Source organism: Streptomyces violaceorubidus (assembly GCF_000717995.1).
In the GTDB taxonomy this organism is placed as follows: domain Bacteria; phylum Actinomycetota; class Actinomycetes; order Streptomycetales; family Streptomycetaceae; genus Streptomyces; species Streptomyces violaceorubidus.
In genome coordinates, this window is sequence record NZ_JODM01000024.1 from 1 (window position 1) to 20,347 (window position 20,347).

General features: G+C 68.2%; 34 protein-coding genes, 1 tRNA gene and 1 pseudogene. 8 read left to right on the forward strand and 28 right to left on the reverse strand.

The features are described from left to right. The first annotated feature begins 175 nt into the window (after positions 1–175). The gene (locus IE94_RS37260; RefSeq protein ID WP_106977998.1) at positions 176–733 is read left to right on the forward strand and encodes a nuclease-related domain-containing protein; all 558 of its coding nucleotides are present in this window, start codon (positions 176–178) and stop codon (positions 731–733) included. Between the two features lie 120 nt (positions 734–853). Further along, positions 854–1,198, forward strand: coding sequence for a DUF6233 domain-containing protein (locus tag IE94_RS0124205; RefSeq protein ID WP_030188042.1), 345 nt, complete (start codon positions 854–856; stop codon positions 1,196–1,198). A 61-nt stretch (positions 1,199–1,259) separates the two neighbouring features. Here the strand turns inward: IE94_RS0124205 and IE94_RS0124210 are convergent, their stop codons facing one another. From IE94_RS0124210 to IE94_RS0124225, 5 genes are all read right to left on the reverse strand, one after another. Next, positions 1,260–1,544: a hypothetical protein gene (locus tag IE94_RS0124210; protein ID WP_030188044.1), complete on the reverse strand. Its 285-nt coding sequence runs from the start codon at positions 1,542–1,544 to the stop codon at positions 1,260–1,262. An 11-nt stretch (positions 1,545–1,555) separates the two neighbouring features. Continuing rightward, positions 1,556–1,777 (reverse strand): hypothetical protein, encoded by a 222-nt coding sequence (locus IE94_RS0124215; protein WP_030188046.1) that lies wholly within the window; start codon positions 1,775–1,777, stop codon positions 1,556–1,558. 2 nt (positions 1,778–1,779) lie between these two features. Continuing rightward, positions 1,780–2,019 (reverse strand): hypothetical protein, encoded by a 240-nt coding sequence (locus IE94_RS0124220; protein WP_030188047.1) that lies wholly within the window; start codon positions 2,017–2,019, stop codon positions 1,780–1,782. A 249-nt stretch (positions 2,020–2,268) separates the two neighbouring features. Next, positions 2,269–2,541 carry a WhiB family transcriptional regulator gene (locus IE94_RS38355; RefSeq protein WP_078606578.1) on the reverse strand — a complete coding sequence of 91 codons (273 nt, stop codon included), beginning with the start codon at positions 2,539–2,541 and terminating at the stop codon, positions 2,269–2,271. Between the two features lie 13 nt (positions 2,542–2,554). Next, positions 2,555–3,037 (reverse strand): hypothetical protein, encoded by a 483-nt coding sequence (locus tag IE94_RS0124225; protein ID WP_030188050.1) that lies wholly within the window; start codon positions 3,035–3,037, stop codon positions 2,555–2,557. An 87-nt stretch (positions 3,038–3,124) separates the two neighbouring features. On the opposite strand from IE94_RS0124225, the gene IE94_RS39970 reads away from it, so the two are divergent. Beyond that, positions 3,125–3,313 carry a hypothetical protein gene (locus IE94_RS39970; protein ID WP_157849373.1) on the forward strand — a complete coding sequence of 63 codons (189 nt, stop codon included), beginning with the start codon at positions 3,125–3,127 and terminating at the stop codon, positions 3,311–3,313. A gap of 55 nt (positions 3,314–3,368) precedes the next feature. On the opposite strand, the gene IE94_RS0124230 is transcribed toward IE94_RS39970, so the two are convergent. The 6 genes from IE94_RS0124230 to IE94_RS0124255 form a co-directional block, all read right to left on the reverse strand. Beyond that, positions 3,369–3,448, reverse strand: a tRNA-OTHER gene (locus IE94_RS0124230). Between the two features lie 49 nt (positions 3,449–3,497). Beyond that, on the reverse strand, positions 3,498–4,271 hold the full coding sequence (locus IE94_RS37265) for a zinc metalloprotease (RefSeq protein ID WP_051777650.1): 774 nt from the start codon (positions 4,269–4,271) through the stop codon (positions 3,498–3,500). A gap of 51 nt (positions 4,272–4,322) precedes the next feature. Continuing rightward, a complete protein-coding gene (locus IE94_RS0124240; protein WP_030188056.1) occupies positions 4,323–4,736 on the reverse strand; it encodes a DUF7352 domain-containing protein in 414 nt (137 codons plus the stop codon). Continuing rightward, positions 4,733–5,146 (reverse strand): hypothetical protein, encoded by a 414-nt coding sequence (locus IE94_RS0124245; protein ID WP_030188058.1) that lies wholly within the window; start codon positions 5,144–5,146, stop codon positions 4,733–4,735. Before IE94_RS0124245 ends, IE94_RS0124240 begins: the two co-directional genes overlap by 4 nt. Further along, positions 5,146–5,547 carry a hypothetical protein gene (locus IE94_RS0124250; RefSeq protein ID WP_030188061.1) on the reverse strand — a complete coding sequence of 134 codons (402 nt, stop codon included), beginning with the start codon at positions 5,545–5,547 and terminating at the stop codon, positions 5,146–5,148. The genes IE94_RS0124245 and IE94_RS0124250 overlap by 1 nt, the downstream gene beginning before the upstream one ends. A 102-nt stretch (positions 5,548–5,649) precedes the next feature. Further along, positions 5,650–5,883: a hypothetical protein gene (locus IE94_RS0124255; protein ID WP_030188063.1), complete on the reverse strand. Its 234-nt coding sequence runs from the start codon at positions 5,881–5,883 to the stop codon at positions 5,650–5,652. 279 nt (positions 5,884–6,162) lie between these two features. Here IE94_RS0124255 and IE94_RS37270 point away from each other — a divergent pair, with 279 nt between their 5' ends. Further along, a complete protein-coding gene (locus IE94_RS37270) occupies positions 6,163–7,263 on the forward strand; it encodes a phospholipase D-like domain-containing protein (RefSeq protein WP_157849374.1) in 1,101 nt (366 codons plus the stop codon). 4 nt (positions 7,264–7,267) lie between these two features. Here IE94_RS37270 and IE94_RS0124265 read toward each other — a convergent pair whose 3' ends face one another. The 11 genes from IE94_RS0124265 to IE94_RS0124325 all read right to left on the reverse strand — a co-directional run bounded on the left by IE94_RS0124265 (position 7,268) and on the right by IE94_RS0124325 (position 13,170). Then, complete coding sequence (locus tag IE94_RS0124265; protein WP_030188067.1) at positions 7,268–7,663, reverse strand: hypothetical protein; 396 nt, start codon at positions 7,661–7,663, stop codon at positions 7,268–7,270. Next, on the reverse strand, positions 7,660–7,890 hold the full coding sequence (locus IE94_RS0124270) for a hypothetical protein (protein ID WP_030188069.1): 231 nt from the start codon (positions 7,888–7,890) through the stop codon (positions 7,660–7,662). The genes IE94_RS0124265 and IE94_RS0124270 overlap by 4 nt, the downstream gene beginning before the upstream one ends. Continuing rightward, positions 7,887–8,639: a hypothetical protein gene (locus IE94_RS0124275; protein WP_030188072.1), complete on the reverse strand. Its 753-nt coding sequence runs from the start codon at positions 8,637–8,639 to the stop codon at positions 7,887–7,889. Before IE94_RS0124275 ends, IE94_RS0124270 begins: the two co-directional genes overlap by 4 nt. Before the next feature lie 2 nt (positions 8,640–8,641). After that, positions 8,642–8,929, reverse strand: coding sequence for a hypothetical protein (locus IE94_RS0124280; protein WP_157849375.1), 288 nt, complete (start codon positions 8,927–8,929; stop codon positions 8,642–8,644). Next, on the reverse strand, positions 8,926–9,435 hold the full coding sequence (locus tag IE94_RS0124285) for a hypothetical protein (RefSeq protein WP_030188077.1): 510 nt from the start codon (positions 9,433–9,435) through the stop codon (positions 8,926–8,928). Before IE94_RS0124285 ends, IE94_RS0124280 begins: the two co-directional genes overlap by 4 nt. Further along, positions 9,432–9,602 carry a hypothetical protein gene (locus IE94_RS39975; protein ID WP_157849376.1) on the reverse strand — a complete coding sequence of 57 codons (171 nt, stop codon included), beginning with the start codon at positions 9,600–9,602 and terminating at the stop codon, positions 9,432–9,434. Before IE94_RS39975 ends, IE94_RS0124285 begins: the two co-directional genes overlap by 4 nt. Further along, positions 9,599–9,994: a DUF4326 domain-containing protein gene (locus IE94_RS0124295; RefSeq protein WP_051777653.1), complete on the reverse strand. Its 396-nt coding sequence runs from the start codon at positions 9,992–9,994 to the stop codon at positions 9,599–9,601. Before IE94_RS0124295 ends, IE94_RS39975 begins: the two co-directional genes overlap by 4 nt. Further along, the gene (locus IE94_RS39980; RefSeq protein WP_157849377.1) at positions 9,994–10,164 is read right to left on the reverse strand and encodes a hypothetical protein; all 171 of its coding nucleotides are present in this window, start codon (positions 10,162–10,164) and stop codon (positions 9,994–9,996) included. Before IE94_RS39980 ends, IE94_RS0124295 begins: the two co-directional genes overlap by 1 nt. Beyond that, on the reverse strand, positions 10,164–10,337 hold the full coding sequence (locus IE94_RS39985) for a hypothetical protein (protein WP_157849378.1): 174 nt from the start codon (positions 10,335–10,337) through the stop codon (positions 10,164–10,166). The genes IE94_RS39980 and IE94_RS39985 overlap by 1 nt, the downstream gene beginning before the upstream one ends. Before the next feature lie 767 nt (positions 10,338–11,104). Next, positions 11,105–11,461 carry a hypothetical protein gene (locus tag IE94_RS0124315; RefSeq protein WP_051777655.1) on the reverse strand — a complete coding sequence of 119 codons (357 nt, stop codon included), beginning with the start codon at positions 11,459–11,461 and terminating at the stop codon, positions 11,105–11,107. A 392-nt stretch (positions 11,462–11,853) separates the two neighbouring features. Beyond that, positions 11,854–13,170: a hypothetical protein gene (locus tag IE94_RS0124325; protein WP_157849379.1), complete on the reverse strand. Its 1,317-nt coding sequence runs from the start codon at positions 13,168–13,170 to the stop codon at positions 11,854–11,856. Positions 13,171–13,317: 147 nt separating this feature from the next. Between IE94_RS0124325 and IE94_RS41575 the strand changes: the two genes are divergently transcribed. After that, positions 13,318–13,836: a hypothetical protein gene (locus tag IE94_RS41575; protein ID WP_157849380.1), complete on the forward strand. Its 519-nt coding sequence runs from the start codon at positions 13,318–13,320 to the stop codon at positions 13,834–13,836. A 19-nt stretch (positions 13,837–13,855) separates the two neighbouring features. On the opposite strand, the gene IE94_RS0124335 is transcribed toward IE94_RS41575, so the two are convergent. From IE94_RS0124335 to IE94_RS0124360, 6 genes and pseudogenes are all read right to left on the reverse strand, one after another. Next, positions 13,856–14,356, reverse strand: coding sequence for a DUF6221 family protein (locus IE94_RS0124335; RefSeq protein WP_030188094.1), 501 nt, complete (start codon positions 14,354–14,356; stop codon positions 13,856–13,858). A 319-nt stretch (positions 14,357–14,675) separates the two neighbouring features. After that, positions 14,676–15,062, reverse strand: coding sequence for a hypothetical protein (locus IE94_RS0124340; protein ID WP_030188097.1), 387 nt, complete (start codon positions 15,060–15,062; stop codon positions 14,676–14,678). 20 nt (positions 15,063–15,082) lie between these two features. Continuing rightward, positions 15,083–16,324, reverse strand: a pseudogene (locus tag IE94_RS0124345) (replicative DNA helicase); the annotation flags it as partial. Positions 16,325–16,540: 216 nt separating this feature from the next. Continuing rightward, entirely contained in the window at positions 16,541–17,611 is a 1,071-nt protein-coding gene (locus tag IE94_RS0124350; protein ID WP_030188102.1) for a hypothetical protein, read from the reverse strand. Between the two features lie 354 nt (positions 17,612–17,965). Continuing rightward, a complete protein-coding gene (locus tag IE94_RS0124355; RefSeq protein WP_030188105.1) occupies positions 17,966–18,274 on the reverse strand; it encodes a hypothetical protein in 309 nt (102 codons plus the stop codon). A gap of 155 nt (positions 18,275–18,429) precedes the next feature. Next, on the reverse strand, positions 18,430–19,161 hold the full coding sequence (locus IE94_RS0124360) for a GntR family transcriptional regulator (RefSeq protein WP_030188109.1): 732 nt from the start codon (positions 19,159–19,161) through the stop codon (positions 18,430–18,432). 247 nt (positions 19,162–19,408) lie between these two features. On the opposite strand from IE94_RS0124360, the gene IE94_RS39990 reads away from it, so the two are divergent. Genes IE94_RS39990 through IE94_RS0124375 form a run of 3 tightly spaced genes read left to right on the forward strand, consistent with a single transcriptional unit; the run spans position 19,409 to position 20,336 of the window. Further along, complete coding sequence (locus tag IE94_RS39990) at positions 19,409–19,573, forward strand: hypothetical protein (protein ID WP_157849381.1); 165 nt, start codon at positions 19,409–19,411, stop codon at positions 19,571–19,573. After that, on the forward strand, positions 19,573–19,950 hold the full coding sequence (locus IE94_RS0124370; protein ID WP_030188113.1) for a hypothetical protein: 378 nt from the start codon (positions 19,573–19,575) through the stop codon (positions 19,948–19,950). Before IE94_RS39990 ends, IE94_RS0124370 begins: the two co-directional genes overlap by 1 nt. Then, positions 19,950–20,336 (forward strand): hypothetical protein, encoded by a 387-nt coding sequence (locus IE94_RS0124375; RefSeq protein WP_030188115.1) that lies wholly within the window; start codon positions 19,950–19,952, stop codon positions 20,334–20,336. The genes IE94_RS0124370 and IE94_RS0124375 overlap by 1 nt, the downstream gene beginning before the upstream one ends. Positions 20,337–20,347: the final 11 nt, after the last annotated feature.

Genomic DNA, 20,347 nt, shown 5'->3' on the forward strand with positions numbered 1-20,347 from the left:
GTCTCGGGGAGAACCTCTCGTGCGCCGGGTGTTCGCTGGCGAAGCAGGCTCAGGAGCACTTGGAGGAGTACCGGTGACGGCGGGTGGGTCGACGGCGGGTGAGGCCGCCCGCCTCCACGCGGCCGCCCGGCGCGGCTGGTGGCGGACCGTCCTCCGCTGGTTCGGCGTCAACACCGTGGACCGACGTCTCGAGGCCGCCGCAATCCGACGTGACCACGGACGCCTCGGGGAGGAGTGGACCGCAGCCCTGCTGACCCGATTACCGGACGGATGGACGGTTCTCCATGACCTGCGGGTGCCGGGTCGCTGCTTCAACTTGGATCACGTGCTGATACCGCCGTCGGGTGCCGGGTTGATTGTGCTGGACTCGAAGAAGTGGCACGCCCAACGGTCGACGACGCTGGTGCGGGGTCGGGTGTACTGCGGGCAGGAGGACCGGCACGTACAGGTGGAGAAGGTCGCCGGGTACGCGTCCGCGGTCGCCCGTGCTCTGGGGGTGCCGGCGTCGATGGTGATGCCGATGCTGGTCGTCCACGGTTCCCCAGTCGCCCCTGGGGGCCGTCTGGACGTGTCTGTGCCGGGCTGGGAGCGGATGGTGCACGTGCTGGGCGCGGACCGGCTGCTGGACGTGCTGGCGGGCATGCCGGGCGGAAGGGGTCCGGTACAGCCCAACGCGCTGGTGCTCGCGGCGCGGGCGCGCAGGGTGCTTCCCGACTACGGTAGTGCGGCGTAGCCTGACCGGACCGCATAGGGGGCACCCACGGCTTCGCAGTCGGATGCGGTACGAGAGGGCCTGCTGCTGGGGGAGTCCCCAGGTGGCGGGCCCTTTTCGTCGGCCCGTACGATCGAACACATGAACGATCTGCCCCCGGAAGAACGTCTTTCAAAGCAGCGTGTCCTGCGGGAGTGGCTGGCCTGGCAGCTACGGACCACGGACGCGACGATTCGCACGCTTGAGGCGGAGGTGGAGCAGGCGAAGCGGAAGGCGCAGCGTGCGTTCGCTGAGGCGCGGTGGAAGCTGGAGCCGACGCGGGACCGGCGGACGGTGTTGCATCGGGGTGGGTGCGGGCTTTGGAAGGGCGAGCACGGTTATCTGGAGCGGGCGGAGGTGGCGGAGGCGTTGGCGGACGAGACGCTGGTCGTGGAGATGTGCGGCGTGTGCAACCCGGGGCCCGGCCTGGAGGGCGGCGTAGGCTGACATGCGAGCGCCCCCGCCTGCTTTCCTCAGGCGGGGGCGCTTCTGCCTATGGGCTCGGGTCTCACTTCTCGGTGGCGCGGTGGCGGCGTGCCCGCTGGTGTGCGGTGCAGTTGTGGGCGGGCAGGGTCTCCAGCGTCTCGGTGCGGACCAGGGTCCCGCAGTCCGAGCACGGGATACGGCCGGTACGCTCCCACTCCCGTTCCTCCTGCTGGTCGGCCTCGGCGCGGAGGGCGGCGGCCTTCTCCAGCCACATCCGCTCATCGTCGGTACGCGGCCCGGCGATGAGCGGGGGCACGCGGCTTTCCAGTTCGGCGGCGCGAGCGCGGAGTTCGGTCGGAGTGCTCATGGTTGGTGTCCTCACTTCTCGGTGGCGCGGTCGGTTCGGGCTCCGCGTCCGGGACGGTTGGCATGGGCCGTTTTCACTTCGTCCGGGTCGTACAGGGAGTGGGCGCGGCCGTGGCTGTCGATGCGGCGTTCTACGGCTTGGACTCCCCAGCGGGAGAGGGTGCCGCGTGCGCTGCTGGGCTTGATGCCGAGGTGTTCGGCGACTTGTTTGATGGTCCAGAGGTCGTCGGTCATGGTCAGTCGAGGAGGCCAGCTTCGCCGAGGGAGTCGAGGACGGCCTCCAAGTCTCGGTTGATCTTCAGTTCGGTCTCTCGCACGTCCATGAAGGCCCTCGCCGTGGCGTTGGGGGTGTGGATCTTCGCGATTTCGATGGCGAACTGGTTGTAGAAGGAGATCATGTCTTCGTGGTCAGTGATGAACTTGGCGGCGAGGCGGAGCGCGGCGAGTTCCTTCTCGTTGATGGTGACGTTGGACATGGTGTCCTCCTGTGCGTTGGGGCTTGGGTTGGCCCCTTGACGTGACATCACTATGCATCACGTGCTGCATAGTTGGCAAGAGGGTCGGTCGCCCTTCGCCGAATTCTCTGATGGATCCCTGAACGCACGTCCGCGCCGGCCGCGACGGGGGATGCGCGGACGGGGTGGACGGGGTACGTCTCCGGGGGCCTCTACCCCTCTGCGGCGTTGATTCTGACTGCGTCCATGTCGTGATGTGGAAGCTCTTCATCAAGCCCTTCTCGACCGCCCGGCAGGGCGACTCATTGCCCATCGTTCGCGGGGCGTGGTGCCACCCCAGACGCCTTGCCGATCAGTGATACCTAGGCTGCCCTCGTTGACCAGCGCCCAGGCTAGGCAGGCGTCGATAGTCGGGCACCGACGGCAGATGGCTTTCGCCTGCTCGATCTGTGTTTGGTACTGGAGCGATTCACCGCGAGGATCGAAGAGGTCTGGATCCTCGCGGCGGCATTCGGCGTCGGCGTACCAGTTGGGTGCAGTCATGACCGTGAGACCTTCAGATGCTGCGGGAGATCGCACGGATCTGGCGGGCGGCGTGGCTGGCGTTGCCCTCCGCGTCACGGAGCACTCGGTTGGCCCTCACTCGCAGCGCCTCGGCGGTGCTGGGCTTCATCATCTTGGCGGCGACCTTGGCGTCGCAGAGTTCCACGAGCGCGTCGCGGACTTCGGTGAAGAGGCCGATCATCTTGCTCTGCCATGCGATCTGGCCGCTGCGGGATGCCGGGGCGGTCGACGTCTTGAGTGCGGTGTATGCCTTGATCAGTCGCGCATTGGCGGCTTGCACGCGGGCCTCTCGGCGGTTTTGGGCGGTCGAGTAGAGAGCGCCCCAGAGGTAGTTCTGGTTGGCGGATTCGACGTAGTAGCTGCCGTCAGTGTCGATGCGGATCATTCGCTGCCACTGGTTGTCGAGCGCCCGGACGTCGTCGTCGGTGGCGTTGACCTGTGCTGCGATGTCGCTGACGAGAATCTTGTTGTCCATTTCCTTCTCCCCTGCTCAAGGGTGGCTTGCCACCTCTACTATGGCAGGCCTTTTGACGGGTGGCAAGCCACCTGAGAGGATCGGTCCATGGCCAACGTCCACAGGCACAAGCAGCGCGTCCTACGCGGCATCGACGACGACCTCGCAACAACCTTTGACGCCGCCGCACGTGCCGCAGGAAGCGACCGCAGCAACATCACCCGCCAACTCTGGGAGTGGTACGTCGGACGGCCGGGAGTGGACCTCCCAGAGCGACCCGCGCAGCCGAAGGTGTGAACGCACGACCGCCCCATCACGACGGGGGACGCGTGATGGGGCGGAAGGCGGACCGCAGCCCAGGCCGGACTCGAACCGGCGACCTCGGAGTCACAAAGACGGCCGTACCGCGCTCTGCCGCTGAGCTACCGAGCTGCTCCACCCAGCATGGCACGCGCCACTGACAAAGGTCCCCCGAACGCGGTCAGCCCTGCCGCAGCACGTAGTTCGCGAGCAACTGCCGCAGACCCGGCAGATCGAAGTCCTTCGAGAACTTCCCCGGCTCCGTGAAGTTGTAGGCCACCGGACCCGTCGTCTCCTCCACCGTGGGCCAGGGCAGGCCACGGTTCGGGGAGCACATGACGGGCTTCAGCCAGTCCTTGGCGACGCATTCGCCGGCTTCCACGGTGCCGTCCCTGTCGATGTCGGTGTTGGGGTGGTCGAGGCCGAGGATGTGCCCGAGTTCGTGTGTGGAGGCGTCCTTGCGGCGGGCTTCGTTCACGGCCGGGTCGGGGCCGAACCAGGTGGGGATGGTCCAGTACTCGGAGTCCATGAGGATGTGCCCGCCCCACGCGGAGCCGTTGCCGGTGGCGTAGCAGGGGCGGGCTTGGGACATGCCGGGCTGGCCGAGGGGCTGGTGCAGGTAGTGGACGACGATGCGGTGCCGGGGCGGGCACGTGCCGAGCGGTGTGAGGTCGAGGGTGGTGGTGACGGTGATGGGGACGCCGACGGACCGGGTGACCTGCGCGGCCGGCAGCAGGAAGTACTTCGCGAGCCTGGTGCGGGCGGTGGTGTCGGCGAACACGATCTCGTACGGGTCTGGGCTGAGGCTGTAGATGCCTTCGGTGGTGAGGGCTTTCCAGCCGGTGCCGCTGTAGACGGGGCTGGTGAGGGTGGCGGCGGTGAGAGCGAGGACGCCGCCGAGGGCTCCGAGGAGTGTGGTGAGGGCACGGACGGTTCGGGAGGGTTTGCGAGGCATGCCCTTCAGTCTGGGCACGAAACCGGCACCCGTTCCCACCGCTCGATAGGGCTACCGGGGCACCCAGAACCCTTCCCCGTCACCGATCAGGTGAAGGCGGCACGCCTGACAGATGCCCGGGGCCCGGTCCGGCGGGTCCTCCATCCTCGGCGTCTCCACCACTTCCGGATGCGGGCACCAGTTCTCAAGGACGTGCCACACCCACTGCCCGTCTGGGGAGATGGCGGTGCCTCTGTGGCTGCCGATCACGTCGAAGCCGAGGTGGGTGGGGATGGGCTGGCCGGTGCCGACGATCTGGAAGCTGCGCCGCATCGGCTCCATGCTGTCGGGGCGGGGCTGGTACCAGACGTCCACGGCGCCAGGTCGACGGACCGCGGTGTGGAGGATCTCCCCGGTGAGGTCGATGCCGTGGGGTCGGTCGTCGATGGGAAGTTCCGTGCGGTGGATGACGGCTTGCTGAGTCACGGCTTCAGTCCTTCCGTCTCATAGGCCAGGTTGAGGACGGCGCGGAGCCGGGCCCGCTCGATGTACGTGTTGGCTTCGCCTTCCTCGTCGGCGAGGGCCTTCACGCGGTCCAGGACGGCGAGGAGTTGGTCGCGGGGGGGTTTCCGGTACGGCTCCCACCAGTCGGGCGGCTCCACCAGGAGCGGCGTCGTGCGGCATTCGATGGCTACGCCGTCGCCGCGTTCGTTGACGTGCTTGCGGCCCTGGGCGTCTTTGGCGCACGCCTCGTAGACGATGACGCGGGTGCCGTCGCTGGCGGTGTCGAGGTAGACGTCGGCGTCCAGGAGGACATCACCGGGGTCAATGTGGTTGGCGGTGAGCCAGGCGCAGTAGGCCTCACGGCGCTCGCTGTAGTCCTTGTGGCTGGGCATCAGACGCCGTCCCGTTGGATTCGGGTGATGCGGTCCATCTCGCGGGTGACGTCGCCGATCTCCTGGTTGCCGAGGTAGACGCTGGCACTGAAGCGGTCCTCTGTGTCGGTCAGCGCGACCTGCGGATACCGCAGCTTCTCGCCCCGTTCGTTACGGCTGACGGTCCCGTCCAGAGGGCGCGGCCGTTGCGTACCGAGGGATTCGGGGACGCCGCTGAAGGTGATGAGGTGGGGGCCAGCCTCGATGCAGATGTTGAGCGGGGCGGTGACGACGATGCGGCCCTTGTAGAGGGCGACGGGGTCGGTGCCGATGTAGGCGACGGTGTCTCCGACGTGGAGGGGGCGTCCGCTGTAGTCGACGGCGAGTGGCGTGGGTGTGGTGGTGGCCTGGGAAGGGGTCATGCGTCTACGGTCGCGCGGTTCGGGCCGACCGTTCCCCCTGCACGACAAGGCCCGGCAGCGTTGGGGGCGTGCTGCCGGGCCGGTCTACCGTGCGGTGGGGGGTCAGCCCCACCACGTGTCTGCGGGACGCGCCGTGGTCCCGCCGGGGGCCGGGTCGGCGGGCTGGAGACCCCACCACGTGTCATCCGTGCCGTCGGTGCCGGGCGTTGCGGGTTCGGTGACGGTCGGGGTGCCGGTGGTGTCGTCGGCGGCCGCCGCACCGGCCATGGTGAGGCTGCCGCCGGCGAGTGCCGCGGTGAGGAACAGGGCGGCGGTGAGTCGCTTGAGTGGCTTCACGGTGGGGCCTTTCTGTAATGGTGCCGGAACGTGTAGTGGGGCGCCTGGCCCGAATTCTCGCTGCTGTCCATCCTGCTGCGAATCCCTTTGTCTCAAACGGCTGTTACCTGGCAGTAGTCGTTTGGGGTGTGGGGAGGATGTTGGCTACGAGCGTCGGGGGACGCCCCACGGCCACTGTGTCGTACGCTGGTTGGGTCTTCCAGGGTTTGATCGTGCGGGTGTTCGCAGTGCAGGAAGACGCAATCGATCACGGGGATTTCAGCGGGGGATACGAGACCTTTGGCCATAACCAGTGCGCACGGTAGCGGTCGGGAATTGTCGGCGGAGGCCCTGCGGCTTTTCGGCGCCTGCGCCATACGGGATATCGAACAAGTCGAGCGGATCACTACCGCGCACCCCACTGCGCAGACCGAACTGCTGGACTGGGGGCTGATCACCCTCGAGGACCAGCCCGGCGGCGTCCCCGGAGTCCGGGACCCGAAGCAGGCCGTGCAGCAGCGGACGGCCGAGCTGTTCGCCGAAGCCGAGGCCCGCGTCGCACTGCTCCGGCAGCTCCCGGACATTGCCTCCCAGCTGTCCCAGCACTACGAAGCCGTACAGCTCCGCGTGGCGGGCTGCGCGTCCGTGTACCTGGACAGTGGCGAGGCCGCGAACGCACGGTTGCAGGACGTGGTGGGTGGGGCGCAGCGGGAGATCCTCGCCGCGCAGCCCGGCGGGCCCCGCGACCAGGCCCTGCTGGACAAGGCGATGCCGCGGGACTCGGCTGCTCTGGACCGCGGCGTGGTCCTGCGGACCGTGTACCGGGACACGGTGCGGGACCATGCTCCGACGGCCGGCTACGTGCAGGCGATGACGAACCGCGGGCCGGGCCGGTCGGCGCAGTACCGGACCCTGCCGGGCAAGTTCGAACGGATGATCATCGTGGATAGGGAGGCTGCGGTCGTCCCCGACTACATCGTCGCCGAATCACCGCCGCACGCCGCGTGGCTGATCACTGATCCTGCCGCGGTCGCCGTGCTGGCTCGCGCTTTCGAGCAGACGTGGATGCGGGCGGAACCCTGGGTGGGGGATCTTCGTACCCGCGGGGATGCCCGGGACACGGTGGGGTCGGCGGCTTCCGCGATGGTGGGGGTGCGGACGACGCGCCGTCAGCGGGAGATCATGCGGAACCTGTGTACGCCTGCGTCGCATTCCACGATCGCCCGCCGGTTCGGGGTGTCGGATCGGAAGTTCGCCGACGAGGTTGCCGCGTTGAAGGCGTTGTGGGGGGTGTCGACGATGAACGAGTTGATCTATCAGTGGGCGTTGTCGGTGGACAACAAGGCAGACGACAGCGCCCCCACCGGGCCGGTGGGGGCGGAGTACGAGCAGACAGCCTGACCGGTCAGTGCAGCCCCCAGAACGGCTTGAAGCAGGAGTCCATGCACGCCTTGCCGTCATGCGGGAGCCTCACGCCCTCAGCCGTCTCCGTGTCACCTTGGATGTCGTCGTAGTCGAATCGGGTGAGGGCCCGCCAGTACCATTCGCCTTTCCTGGTGAGCCAGGCGCCGTCGATGGTCGACCCGTGTTCGATGAGGCCGGCGTTGTCCAGGAGTCCGAGGATCAGATAGCGGGCGCCGTCGTGGGGGAGCAGCGTGCGTACGGCGTCCTTGGTACGGAACGCGGTCAGGATGTCGCGGACCAGGTCGTAGGAGTCTTCGGGAAACCCGCAGCACAGGTTGAGATCCTCGTAGATGAGCTTGTAGACGTGGTCGCGGACGTGTTCGGCGGTGATGGTCACGGCTGGTCCTTGCCGGTGTGGTGGTGGGCGTCGCGGTGTTCCCCGCAGCGGGTGCCGAACAGGTCTGCTCTGCACCACAGGCCGGGGCCTTCGTGCGCGTGGTGGGCGATGGTGGCGACGGGGATGGTCTCCTGGCCGGGTAGGACGGCGGGTGTGGGCAGGGCGAGGCGTTCCTCGATGGACTCGACCCGGGCCGGGACCCGACGCCGGGCCGTACGGCTGGTCACGCGTCCTCCAGGCCGCCGCCGATGACCAGACGGAGCCGGGCGCGCACAGGTACGGGATCGCTACCAGGAATAGGCCAGTTGTCGGCCACGATCCCGTACGTCTTCGGCGGCTCCCAGTGACGGTCGTAGTGCCACACCGCGGCCTCCTTGTACAGGCGCGCCCACGACGCCTCCTGCCCCTCCCCGTCGGCCAGCAGGTACGAGGTGACCAGACCGCCGGCGTTCGGGATCGGTTCGGGCCCGGGGTTGGCCAGCCGCTGGGTGCGGAGGCCCCGACCCCACGGCTCGTGGCGGCGGCAGTACCAGACGGCCGTCCTCCAGCCGGTGGCCTGGTCCACGGTGTAGTCGTGACCGACAGCATGCTGCCCGCACAGACCGGACCGGCGAATCATCGGTGCGGCACACGTCCGCTGCTCCCAGCCATCGCGTTTGTCCTCGTAACGGGGACGGTCGGCGTAGACGAGGTCTGCGAGGCGGGACTGCCTGGCGGGGGAGTCCCGGTCGAGGATCGTTGAGGCGCGCTTCCTCCAGTTGATGAGGTGCCCGTCGGCGTCGTAGCGGTTGGGGTCGCGGACGGCGAGCCAGGCGAGGAGGAGGATGAGTTCGCGGGCTTCGGGGGTCATGCGCTGGTCTTGGTAGACGCGGGCTACGAGGGCGTCGTAGCCGTCTCCTCCGTCGCCACCGCCCTTCCTCTTCCGCTTCCGTACGGGCGTGTGCTGGACGTGGGCGAGGTGCAGTGCTGCTCCCACGGTCAGACCTCCTCGGTCTGCTTCGGGTCGGTGAGTGGGGTGAGCTGATCCCACAGCCACGGGGTGTGTGTGGTGTGGCGGTGGTGCCTGCCGCACGCCTTGCAGTGCGACGGACGGATCCGCATCGGAACGACCGCATGCAGCGGCTTCCGCCAGTCGCCCTCGGCTTGGAGGTGGTCACCGCGGTGCTGGCCACAGCGGCCGCAGATCCAGTAGCCGTCGGAGCCGTCGGGCTGGACGGGTCCCTCACGGAACCAGTGGTCGGCGATCAACGGCGGGCGACCAGTCACGTCGTCGACTCCTTGCTGTCGAGGGCTTGGATGGTGGGGCACGGGTAGGGGGCGGAGAGCCGCCCGAAGTCTTCGGTGCAGATCGCGCAGTACGCGCCTTGCTTGTAGTGCAGGGCACGGACCCGGTCGACGTCCGCCTTCCAGGCCGCGTTCGCCTCGCGGGCGCGCTGCGCCTCGTCTACGAGCTGCGGCCAGTTCAGGTGCAGGCCCGCGTTCAGGGCGTGGGCGAGGGCCTTGCGGGTGACCTCGTGGGCGACCATGACGTCCGAGGCGGTCAGCGGACGTCCGATGCCCTTCCCTTCGGTGACGGCGGCCCGGATCCGATCGACTTCCGCCTCCACCTCGGCTGCAACGAGGGGTGCAACAGCTCCAGCGATCCAGTCGACCCACTCGCGGATACGCTGCTCGCCGCCTTCGCCGTCCAGCTCGGCGTCCTGGAGACCGAAGAGCATGTTGGGCCCGATGGTCTTCTTGACGCGGTCGGTCAGGGCCGGCTTGTCGGTCACGGGCTGGTCCTTTCGGTGCGGGCTTGGTCTTCGCGTTGGCAGAGGAGGAGGAACAGGTCTCGGGCCCGGTCGGCTGCGATGTCGGCTTGGGCTTGAGCGCGTTCGTACTGGGTGCGGATGGCTTCGATGCTGGCGTAAGCGGCGAAGTCCGGTCGGATGCTGCTCACAAGGCCAGCCTCTCGGGATGGTCCGCGTACTCGTGGAGGACGCTGGCGTGGCAGAAGTCCGGCCGCCCGACCTCGGGGAGGGGGCAGGTGCACGCGAGGTCGCGGTCCTTGAGGCGCCACAGATCGGCGAGCACCCGCCGTCGGTCGAAGGTTTTCCGTCCGACCTTCCAGGTGTCGGGGCCGGTTCCGTGCAGCCAAGCCCGGTAGTGGCTGCTGGCGGCGGCGCGGGCCTCTTCAGAAGATCCGAAGGGCTGGGTGATGCCGTCGGGGTGGAGGAGGATGTGGTCGTCGATGATCCGCCAGGGGTTTCCGTAGCGGCTGCTGCGGTCGACGATGAGGGCGGCTCCTGCGCGCCAGCCGGGGCTGCGCTTGCGCTGGACTCGCTGCGGCATCACGCCTCGCATTCGTGGTCGTCGGCGTCGAAGGGCTGCCCGTCCTGGTCCTGGAGGAGGAGGCCGTCTTCCTCGTCGTACCAGCCGTTGCCGCTGGCGCCGCAGTTCCCGCACTCCCAGCGTCCGGCGAGACTGATGCCGGAGAAGCCTCCACTGCTGCTCTGCGGCATCACGCCTCCACGTTTGAGTCGAGACGCTGGGAGGCTTCCAGTTCGGTGCGCACCTTGCGGCAGTGCTCCTCGGTGGCGTTCTCGACGACGAAACGCTGCTCCTGGCGGTCGTAGAGCGTGGCGAAGACACCGTCTCGGCCGATGACGTAGCGGTCGGATGCAGGCTTGACCATGCAGGGCTCCCGGGTTGGGGGTGTGGTGGTGAGTGTGCCGGGGTTTGGGCGTCGGCTTCCCCACGGTCGATGCGGTGGGTTTCTCAACCCCTCCACCGTACCCATATAGACATGGCAGTGCAATGCGTATGACGGTGTGTGGTGTCGACTTCTGCCCTCTACCGCCGCCACCCGTCCCGCGTCATCCTGGGCTCGACCACGCCACGGAGGGAGCCGGCCATGAACTGCAACAAGTGCGGCGGCCAAGCCCAGCAGGGCCCTGACGGGTCCTGGTTGTGCCCTCAATGCGGGCCGATCTCCGGGAACACGCCGGCACCGCGCGTAGGGTCGAAGCCGTGAGCAGGAAACGACAGAGCACACCAGCCGCACCGTGCGCTAGCCCGATGGAAGCTGCGGCCGCCGCAGCGGACTTCCTCGCCGGGCAGGAGATCACCCGGTCACAGTGCGGTGGGTGCGGCACGGAGATCGCGGGGATCAAGGGCCGGTACTCGTGTGCCTGCGGGTGGACCAACCCCTGGTACGAGGGGTACGGGACGCTGCCAACCGCTCAGGATGATCCAGACTGGCCCGGGGTGGACGTGCAGGCGTGAAGACGCCCCCTGGAATTCGCCGATGTCCGGGGGCGGTCGACCAGCGTTTCCCCTCGCCGGGCTACCGGGTCGTGGGGGCGCTCTGCGGGCGCTATCCCCCAGTGACCGGGGGTCGCGCCACCATCGTGCACCGGCAGGACCGTGAACGCCCGTCAGACGCGCCCGCTGAGGCCGCGATCAGTCCTGGTAGCCGATCGACCCGAGACCGTTGTGGGCGCGGTTCAGGGCGCTGTACAGCTGCTGCGCGGCGTCGCGGGCTACGCCCAGGCCGTAGAAAACCTCGTCGAGGTCTTGGGTGAGGGTGTCCTTGTCGCTGCGCAGCCGGCCCGTCTCTTTCAGGTCTTCGATGAGCCGGGTGACCTGTTCGAGGGCCTGGGGGAGCATCATGGCGAGTTCGGACAGGTTGCCGACGACGTTGTAGGCGTCGCCCGGGTACTGCCAGTCGTCGCCGGCCGTGCGGGTGCGGTGGTTCAGGGCGCGTACGGCGGCGGCGGCTTCGGCGGCCATCTGGGAGGGGCTGCGGTCGAGGTCCATGGTCGGTGCTCCAAGGCGTTGTCGGTGACGCGGTCAGTCTTCCAGCTAAAGGCGGGCACGTGGGGCGGTATCTGCCGGGTGGGGCGTAGTGCCTGACCGGTACGCCTGTACGCCCCCGCGGGCACCCTCCCGGGCCGGGGTAAAAGCAGCGCACGGTCGGCTGCATGGCCGCTTCAGGGGACACGGTGTGCGCGGGGCGTGGGGACGGGTCGGATTGTCCCAACGGTGAGGATCAGGACCTGGTGGACGGAGTTCGGTGTGAGGAGTGCGCGCACTTCTACGAGCTGGACGAAACGGAGCCCGCGCGGCGCCTGCCCGTGGATGATGGGCTGACCCGGCCTACAGGGGACCCGTGGGAGGCCGGGCCGGGGACGGCGGCGTAGAGCCGGAGGTCAGCTTGCCGGGTGCAGACGACGAGTGAGATCGCCGCCCCGGACCTGGCCGAACAGGTAGTCCGCGAGTGCGTACAGGGCGCCGCCGGGCTCGGTGGGGGTGGTCTGCGGGATGCGGACGTTGCCGCGGCGGGTGCGTCGGGTGGGCGCTGGCCCGCGACGTTTGATGGGCTTGCCGACGACGGCCGCGTGCAGTTTCGCCGCCTCCGCGTCGAGCGCGTGGATGCCGGTCTCTGCTGGTGCCAGCAGTGGCGGTTCGTCCCAGTCTTCGATGTTCGGCGCTGGCGGCGTCAGGCTGTCGAGGGGGTTTGTCTGTGAGACTGCCGCACGGTGGGCAGCGAGAGCGGCAGAGGCGTACCCACGCGCGCCGTGCTCGGTCCGGGCGTGGAGGTCTTCGGCGTGCTCGGCGGCGAGCGCGGCCCGCTGTTGGGCGGTGTCGCACCACAACTTGTGTCGGGCTTCAGCCAGTGCGGCGACTGCGTCAGGTACGGCGGCCGGCACCTTGGGCGGGGGTGCGGCGGCTTCGGTCTCGGCGGCCTGCCGGGCCGCACAGGCGTCCTTCCATGCGGTGAGCAGCCCGCGGTAGAGCTGCCTGTGTTCGGCGAGGAGGCGGTCTGCCGCGGGTGGCCAGGGTTCGGCGTCGGTGCCATTGGGGTGAGGTGCGCGAACGTCGGGGTGCGCGGCGGTGTGGGCGGCGTAGTGCTCGCGGTAGAAGTCGCGCCCCCGGTCAGTGATCTCGTACCCGTCGTAGCCAGCACGGTTCCGGGCCAGGGGCGGAACGTGCTTGTCGATCAAGGCTCGCTCGATGGTTGTGGAGTGCGTCCACTTCAGGTGCTCGCCTCGCTGGTCGGCCGCCCATAGCAGGGCGAGGACTTCCCACGAGCGGCGGCCGAGTGCCGCTTTGCGGGGGCCGCCGGGGTTGAGGCTGGTTCCGGCGCGGGCTGCTGCACGGCCTTCCCGCGTCAACTGGACGGTGCGCATGTAGCCCCACTGGGTGGGCTTGCCGTCGCGGGTGATCAGGCCGCGGCGCTCCAACGCGGCCATGGTGGAGCCGTTGCCCTGATTGTCCCATCCGCGCCACATCAGCCGCTCTTGCAGCGCTGTCCACCCGAAGACATTGCGGAGGGCTGGTTCGTGGGCGAAGTCGATCTGACGCCACTCGTAGGCGGGCCTGTCGTCGTAGTAGCCGCGAGCGGCGTTGGCTCGTCGGCTGGTTTCGGCGCCCTGGTCGAGTTCGTAGATGACGGCGAGGGTGCCTTGCTGACGGTCGTTCAACGCGGACCAGGCATTGAGAGCTTTCGATGTTCGGGCGGGCATGGGGGCATTCTCCTACGCCGTCGGCTCTGGGACGCTGGGAACGACGGACGAAGGGGGATGACGCGTCACAGGTCGGTGACTTCCCTTCACCTGGCCTTCACGGGGTCGGATGATGCGCGGAGGGATTCGATCACCTCTGGGGGACTCATGCGCCACACCACCACCGCTACCGCCGCCGTTCTGCTCGCCGTGCTAGCTGCGGGCTGCTCGAGCGGAGATGACGGGGACGGGAAGGCCGACGGCTCGCCGGCCCCGTCCACGTCGTCTGCGGCCCCGGCCGAGTCGGAGACGACGGCCGCCAGGCCGAAGCTGTCCACCGAGTGGTCGCCGAAGCTTCAGGCCGCCACCAGCAGTAGCCAGGACGACGTGTGCAAGACCGTCGGAGCGAAGCCGTGCGTGGACCACATCACGAGGTTGACGGAGCTGGTGTACGACGTGCGGGACGCCATCGACACCGCTGGCGCAACCGCCGCCTACCCGAAGGCGCTGGAGGCGATCGGGGACGTGGAGGACGCGTCGGCCGCGTATGCGGAGGGCGGGTGTGCGGGATCGTCGGAGGCGACGCTGTTGGACGGGTCGGAGTGCGGCGGGTATGTGGCGACGCTGTTGTTGGGGCCGTCGATGGTGGACATGACGATGACCACGGACGAACTGACAGTCCCGTAGCCGACGGACCCTGGGGCCCCTACTTGCCGCCGACAGGCCAGCCGTAGCCCTCAGCGATGGCCAGCACCGTGTGACAGGGCGCTTCCAACGGATCACCGGCGTAGTCGCGGCAAGCCATGCAGACGGACGGCCCGTTGTGCTGCCCGTCACAGTCGTCGGGGCATTCCGGCTCGCTGTACCGACCGTGGTTGGGAACGCCCTGGTGCAGCTCCAGCAGCTTCCGGTCGGCGGCGCAGCGACGCAGCACCGACTCCGGATCGTGGCGTACGACGTGCTCTGCCATGAACAGGCCCTCGTAGGAACCGTTCCACCGACGGCTGATCTTGCGCTTCACGCCGGGGTGCGGATCGTCGACAACGAGGATCCGCCCGTCCGTCGGACCGTCGCCGTCGCGGAAGGACCAGACCGGGGTAGGCGGGTGGCAGCCGCAGAGAGCGGCAGCCTTCCGCGCTGCCTCCTCGCGCGCGGTGATGGCGGTCTCCAGCCAGGCGAGGAGGTCCTGGGCGTTCTGGTCGGTCACGGGGGGCTCCTTGGGGCGAGGGGCGTACAGGCATCGTCTCCCGGTACGCGCCAGCCGTTCCCCGCGGCGCCGCCTGGAGTCGGGCCCACAGCGTGACCGATCCAGATGCTGCTGGTTACTACGTCGTGAGCTACGACAGCTGGAAGTGCAGCAACTGCAACGCAATGACCTGTGCGGACTGCGGTCAGCATGCCTGTGCCGACGAGTGCGGCGCCTGTGGTGGGGGGTGCTACTGCTACTGCGTGTGTCCCACCATGCGGGAAGACGGTTGGGATTGTCGGGCGCCCCCAGGCGTAACCCAGAGGCGCCGACGGGACGGTCAGGCGCCGTTCTGCCGCGCCTTCGCCGTCTCGTACTTCTGGCGCGCGGCGATGAACGCCTCATCGGTGCCACCCCGGTCCGGGTGAGCGTCGGCCATCGCCTGCTTCAACTCCGCCAGGGAGGCACGCTTCGGCTGGTGGGGGATCTCCGGCGGCGCCATGTGCAGGCGGCGCATGGTGTAGCCGTGGTAGACCTCGCCGTCCGCCTCGATCTTCTGCCGGTCAACGAACGACGTGCGGTGATCGTTGAGGTAGGTGAAGTAGATCCGCTTGGTGGTCTTCTTCGTGATCGGATGGGCGTACACCTTGTAATTGCCGAGGGGGCCGTCGTCCCAGTTGGCGTCCCACAGCTCGTACAGGTACTCGGTCTGCTGAAGCTCTGTCATGCCACTGCATCCTTCCTGAATCAGGTCTGGGCCATGTCGACAAAGCGGCTGTAGTGGAGTTGCGCGGCGACCGTCACGCGGGCGGTCGGTCCGAACCGGTTCTTCTCCACGAACAGGTCCACCTCGCCGGAGCGCGGCGACCCTTCTTCTTCCAGGTCCGGCCGCTCCACCTTGATCACCACGGATGCGTCGTTCTTGATCGCCCGAGACTCACGCATGAGGCCGTCGTCATTGAGCTGCGACAGGGCGATCACGTGGCAGTCAAGCTGCACGGACAGGTTCTTCAGCCCGCGGGACACGGATGCGACGGCTTGTTCGCGGCTGGCGTTGCGGGACTGCTCAACTTCGACCAGCTGTACGTAGTCGACGACGAGGAGCCCCAGGCCGCCCGTACGGGCGCATGCGCGGGCCGCTGAGGCAATGTCGCCCAGGGAGGCGCCGTCGGGCCGGTAAACGCGCAGGGGGAGCTTCTGGAACAGCTCTGGGCCGAGCCGCATCACGGTCTCCCAGCCGTCCTGGGTGAGGCCGCCCTGGTGTGTCAGGTGGTGGAGGGCGATCTTCCCTTCGGCGGCGGCGATCTTCTGCATGAGTTCGGTCTCGCTCATCTCCAGCGACGAGAACATGACCGGGGCGCCGGTCTTCGCGGCGGCGACGGCGGAGTTGAGGGCGAACGTGGACTTGCCCATCCCGGACTGGGCGGCGACGACGGTGACGTTGCCGGGCTGCATGCCGGAGGTGAGCGTGTCGAGGTCGATAAACCCGTACGGCAGGCCGGTCTTCTTCCCTTCCTGGACGGCTTCGAGGTCGGCGACAAAGTCGAGGTACAGGTCGCCGACGGTTGGGGGTGCCTCGCTGACGCCGGGGGTTCCCGCGATGATGTCGGTGAGTTTCTGCTCGACGAGGGCGCGGATGTCGTCGTCGTCGCCGGTGTTGCTGTAGGCGTACTCCAGGATGCTGTTCGCCGATTCGATGACGGCCCGCCGGTACGCCTTGGCTCGGACGATTTCGGCGTAGCGGGAGCCGTTGGCGGGGGTGGGTACGGCTTGAGTGCAGGCGTGGAGGTAGGGGGCTCCGCCGGCGCGGGCGAGGTCGCCGCGTTTGGTCAGTTCGGCGGTGAGGGTGATCGGGTCTACGGATTCGCCGGCTGCGGCCAGGTCGCGGATGGTGCGGTGGATGATCTGGTGGGCGGGCCGGTAGTACTCGCTGGCGGTGATGCCGGTGTCGAGGATCTCGCCGAAGAACCGGTGGGAGGCGCTGCTCTTGTCCCCGGCGAGGAGCAGGGAGCCGAGGACGGACTGTTCCGCGGCGAGGTCCTGCGGGGGGATGCGGGTGAAGCAGGGCTCGTCGTCGGGGTTGTCGTCGGTGGCCGGCTGGTATTGCGGGGGGATGCTGGTGGACACTGGAGGTCTCCTGTTCGGTGATGCGTTCAGGGGATTCGCGGGCCGCTCCCCGGCATGGGAGCGGCCCGCAGCACGTGGTCAGGACGGTGGTACGGCCATGGCGCATTCGATGCAGCGGCCTCGGTAGCGGCTGGGGTGGTCTGGGCACCGCTCCCGGCCGTCACCGCCCGCCGTGGCCCCGGTGCGGGCGCGGACGCGGTCGTAGAGGCGAAGGTCCTCGATCCAGCCGGGCAGGCACCTCACCCAGGACTTGGCGCCACCGGTGTTGCGGAAGATCTCCGCTTCAAGGAGTGCCCGCTGCGTGTCGTCCAGGTCTTCGAGGGGCGGCCAGTTCTGCTTGCGCATCGTGCGGAGCAGACGGGGCGCCTGCTTGCGGGCTGTGGCTCCACCGGCCTGCCATCGCTGCATCTGTTGCAGGAAGGCTTCGGCGCGGCGGAGGTCCTCGGGAGAGGACTCCGGCCCCTCCTCCGTCTGTGACGGCTTGCCGCCCGTGGGGCGTGTGAGGGGGTAGGGGGAGGAGGAATCCTCCTCCTCCGGGGGGTGTGGGGGGTGGAACCCATTGGTGCCACGTGGTGCGACCTGCGGTTTTGTTCCATTGACCACCTGTGGCGACTTACCACATGTGGCCATTGATGCAACGTGGTTTGAGCTGGGCTTTTCCCCATTGACCGCCTGTGGCGATTCACCACGTGTGGCCATTGGTGCCACGTGGTGCGACCTGCGGATTTCCTCTGTGCCCGGAATGACCGGAACCCACGACTCAGACGGCTGCGGCTGATCGCTTCGGCGCTGCGAGACGGAGTACTGGATGCCCACCGCGGTACCGTCCTCGCCGCGAAGCCGGTTGACGGTGACGTACCCCGCGTCGCGGATGATGCCGATCTCTCGGCGAACAACCTTGGCCCCCAACGGCTTGCCGTTGGCGCCCTTCCAGCCGAGCTTCTCGTACCAGTCGACGAGGAACGGGATGTCGAAGGTGGCGTCGGTTGGAAGGAACCAGAGGGACTGGAGCACGGTGATCGTGAGTGGCTGCCACCCGTGCGAGAAGAAGGTCTCGTCGGTCATGGTGACGTGCGGAGCGAACTCCGAGGCACGCTTGAACGTTTCGCGGACTTCCAGGCCATCCTGGCCGACGGACTCGGCACTCACCAGGTCCTCCCCTTCGCGTTGGCGGAGGAGGAAGCGGTGCCAAATACGGCAATGCCGGAAGTGGCTCCCACCAGCAGCAACCCGGTGACAAGCCCGGTGTACTCGCCCTGGTTAGTCATCGCGATGCCTCTGCCGTGCGGAGGATCGTCAGGGGGTACTTGTCACGAACCGCGTGACAACGGGTACTCTCCATCGTGGAGGCCCTTCCTCGAAGCTATAAGGGATCTTCACTCGCCAGCGGGCTGCGATCCGCTGGTACTGCTTGGACGGCCGGTGGGAGATCGCTGCGATCTCTAGCCGGCCGTTCCGCATATCCGGGCCTGCGGCTGCGAACACAGGCGGTCGGTTACGGGATCATTCTTCCGGTTCGCGTGCGGTTCGTTCCCCCCGCGCGGGGCCGCGCCCCTTGGGCGGGTACTTCTCCAGGTACTTCAGGAGGCGAGCGGTGCGCATCATGCGTGTCCTGCCCGCTACCAGGTAAGGCTCCTGGCCGGGCCCGTCGCCGAACGGCCAGCGCTGCTTAGCGGGCGTTGTTTTGCCGTTCCTGGCGGTCGCCATATGGCGGAGGCCGCGGGGGGTCATGGAGCCGACGATTCCCCGTCTGACCAGCAGGTCTGCGGCGTCGGTGAACGAGATGTAGGCGGGGTCCTTGCGCTCGGTCACGGGCGCACCCCAGGGCGAGTACTTCCGTCCGAGGGAAGCCGGGATAGAGTCATGGCGAATCTCCTAGCGGGGATTCCCTACTGCCGAAGTCTTCGCAGGGCCCGGCACGTAGGGCGGCCGGCCGTGCCGCTGGTGCGGTCGGCCGTAAAACGGTTCTACTCCTGAGGCCGAAGAGACGTGGTCCAACGCAAGATCGTCGAACCCTGGGCAACCTTCACAGCCACCTCAACGATCCGACCATCCTCCAGCGTCACTGTACGAACCACCTGCGTCACAACGACCTCGCCCGCGGTCAGCCCGAGGGCCTCCTTCTCCGCGGCCGTGGCGTGCCGACTGGTGACCTCCTCCAGCACCTGATCCTGGGCCACGCCCAGCCGTGACGCTGCAAGCTCCCGCGACGCGCCGGTAGACACCGGCTCCGTCAGCTCGGGAGTCACCGCGATCACATAGGCCGGGTAGTAGCTGCTGCTCAGGTGGATCGGGAGACCGTTCCGGCTGACCACTCGCCGGCGTACCTGAACCGGCGTGCCAGGGGCCACGTCGAGCCGTGACGCCACCAGTTCGTCGGCGCCGGTGGTTCCGACCTCCAGGATTCGCGACTCCTCACCGCCATCGAGAGCGCTACCGGTAGCCGCGTGCAAAGCCAGGCGGGTGCCGATGTTGTTGCTGACGGGGCTGGATACGACTGTCCCCACTCCAACCTTGGAGTGCGTCAGCCCTTCCATCTTGAGGACCCGGTAGGCGCGGTTCACGGTCGTGTGCGCCACGCCGAACTGCTCGCTAGCCGCCTTGAAGCTCGGCAGGGTGTCGCCGGGCCTCAGCGTCCCGTCGCGGATCTGCCGACGGAAGTGCTGAGCGATCTCCGCGTATCCGGGGGTGTCGCGCATGGTCGACCTCCTCTCTCTGTCGTTAGCTGCCGCGCTCGTGGAGTACGGCGGTACACCCCTGAGGTTAGCCGAAAGAAACCCCGAGCGCGAGTACTAGCGCTCGGAGCGCGAGGACGCTACATTGGGTGTCGTCGGGAAGAACGGAACCCCGGAAACGCCAAAACGGCCTGGGTGGTTGCACACCCAGGCCGTCCAGGGGCCCCGTAGGACCCGGCACTCGCTACCCGCCAAACCAGGAGCGACTGCCATGCAGAACCGTATCCGACCGGTACAGCACTCCACCACGAGCACCACGCAGGCCGACGAGGCTCTGCACCGCGTCCGCGTCAGCAAGCCGTCCACCGAGCCGCTTCCGACCGCCGGCCTCGCCGCGCTGAAGCGCCTGGAGCAGGCCCTCAAGGCGGTGGCGTGATGAACCGCGAGAACCCCAACGAGAACGACCTGCGTCTCCTCGCGTTCATGGAGCAGATCCTCAACCTGTCCGACGACACCAACACCGCAGGACGGATCATCCTCCTCGGCCCGACCGGCGAGGTCGCCGCCGACGCCTCCCTGTCCGCCCGCGACCTTGAGATCGCGACGAAGGCACTGGCCGCCGCACGGGCGTTCACGGAGGCCACCAAGGGCCTCGACTTCCCGGCCGACGCCGCCCTGGACCCGGTCCTGGAGCAGGACCTGGAGGAGCACTGCATCGGCCTCGACACGGACTTCCTCATGCAGCTCGCCGCCGAGGACCCGCGTAGGGCAGTTGCCGCGTTCGACGAGATCACCGAAGAGGGCGAGCTGTGATGCACGTCCACACCGGCGACAACGCCGTCCCCCCGATCCACGGCACCGACCTCGGCGACACCCTCGAAGACCTCGAAAGCGTCCACGCCGGCATCGATTTGATCCGCGACGGCCTGCGCCTCCTCGCCCTGAGTCGGCACGACCTCAACCAGACGCAGGTACTCCTCGCCACCCTCGTCGGCTCCCCGGACAGCACCGACGTCCTCGGCGCCCTCGCCCACCTCATCGCCCGCCTCACGAACCCCGATTCGAACCCCTGCCTGCGCAGCCTGCCCCTCGACCAGCAGAAGGAGGCCACCCACCAGGGCTGGCTGACCGCCCACCACCTCACCGACCCCGACCTCCGCACCAGCACCTCAACCGCCTGCGCCGCACTCGACCAGTAAGGACCCCACAC

What these genes read in the sequence shown, in the direction of transcription:
- IE94_RS0124205 (WP_030188042.1), top strand. Translation starts at nt 854, where the DNA reads ATGAACGATCTGCCCCCGGAAGAACGTCTTTCAAAGCAGCGTGTCCTG.
- IE94_RS0124210 (WP_030188044.1), bottom strand. Translation starts at nt 1,544, where the DNA reads ATGAGCACTCCGACCGAACTCCGCGCTCGCGCCGCCGAACTGGAAAGC.
- IE94_RS0124215 (WP_030188046.1), bottom strand. Translation starts at nt 1,777, where the DNA reads ATGACCGACGACCTCTGGACCATCAAACAAGTCGCCGAACACCTCGGC.
- IE94_RS0124220 (WP_030188047.1), bottom strand. Translation starts at nt 2,019, where the DNA reads ATGTCCAACGTCACCATCAACGAGAAGGAACTCGCCGCGCTCCGCCTC.
- IE94_RS38355 (WP_078606578.1), bottom strand. Translation starts at nt 2,541, where the DNA reads ATGACTGCACCCAACTGGTACGCCGACGCCGAATGCCGCCGCGAGGAT.
- IE94_RS0124225 (WP_030188050.1), bottom strand. Translation starts at nt 3,037, where the DNA reads ATGGACAACAAGATTCTCGTCAGCGACATCGCAGCACAGGTCAACGCC.
- IE94_RS39970 (WP_157849373.1), top strand. Translation starts at nt 3,125, where the DNA reads ATGGCCAACGTCCACAGGCACAAGCAGCGCGTCCTACGCGGCATCGAC.
- IE94_RS37265 (WP_051777650.1), bottom strand. Translation starts at nt 4,271, where the DNA reads ATGCCTCGCAAACCCTCCCGAACCGTCCGTGCCCTCACCACACTCCTC.
- IE94_RS0124245 (WP_030188058.1), bottom strand. Translation starts at nt 5,146, where the DNA reads ATGCCCAGCCACAAGGACTACAGCGAGCGCCGTGAGGCCTACTGCGCC.
- IE94_RS0124250 (WP_030188061.1), bottom strand. Translation starts at nt 5,547, where the DNA reads ATGACCCCTTCCCAGGCCACCACCACACCCACGCCACTCGCCGTCGAC.
- IE94_RS0124295 (WP_051777653.1), bottom strand. Translation starts at nt 9,994, where the DNA reads ATGCCGCAGCGAGTCCAGCGCAAGCGCAGCCCCGGCTGGCGCGCAGGA.
- IE94_RS39980 (WP_157849377.1), bottom strand. Translation starts at nt 10,164, where the DNA reads ATGCCGCAGAGCAGCAGTGGAGGCTTCTCCGGCATCAGTCTCGCCGGA.
- IE94_RS39985 (WP_157849378.1), bottom strand. Translation starts at nt 10,337, where the DNA reads ATGGTCAAGCCTGCATCCGACCGCTACGTCATCGGCCGAGACGGTGTC.
- IE94_RS0124315 (WP_051777655.1), bottom strand. Translation starts at nt 11,461, where the DNA reads ATGGACCTCGACCGCAGCCCCTCCCAGATGGCCGCCGAAGCCGCCGCC.
- IE94_RS0124325 (WP_157849379.1), bottom strand. Translation starts at nt 13,170, where the DNA reads ATGCCCGCCCGAACATCGAAAGCTCTCAATGCCTGGTCCGCGTTGAAC.
- IE94_RS41575 (WP_157849380.1), top strand. Translation starts at nt 13,318, where the DNA reads ATGCGCCACACCACCACCGCTACCGCCGCCGTTCTGCTCGCCGTGCTA.
- IE94_RS0124340 (WP_030188097.1), bottom strand. Translation starts at nt 15,062, where the DNA reads ATGACAGAGCTTCAGCAGACCGAGTACCTGTACGAGCTGTGGGACGCC.
- IE94_RS0124360 (WP_030188109.1), bottom strand. Translation starts at nt 19,161, where the DNA reads ATGCGCGACACCCCCGGATACGCGGAGATCGCTCAGCACTTCCGTCGG.
- IE94_RS39990 (WP_157849381.1), top strand. Translation starts at nt 19,409, where the DNA reads ATGCAGAACCGTATCCGACCGGTACAGCACTCCACCACGAGCACCACG.
- IE94_RS0124370 (WP_030188113.1), top strand. Translation starts at nt 19,573, where the DNA reads ATGAACCGCGAGAACCCCAACGAGAACGACCTGCGTCTCCTCGCGTTC.
- IE94_RS0124375 (WP_030188115.1), top strand. Translation starts at nt 19,950, where the DNA reads ATGCACGTCCACACCGGCGACAACGCCGTCCCCCCGATCCACGGCACC.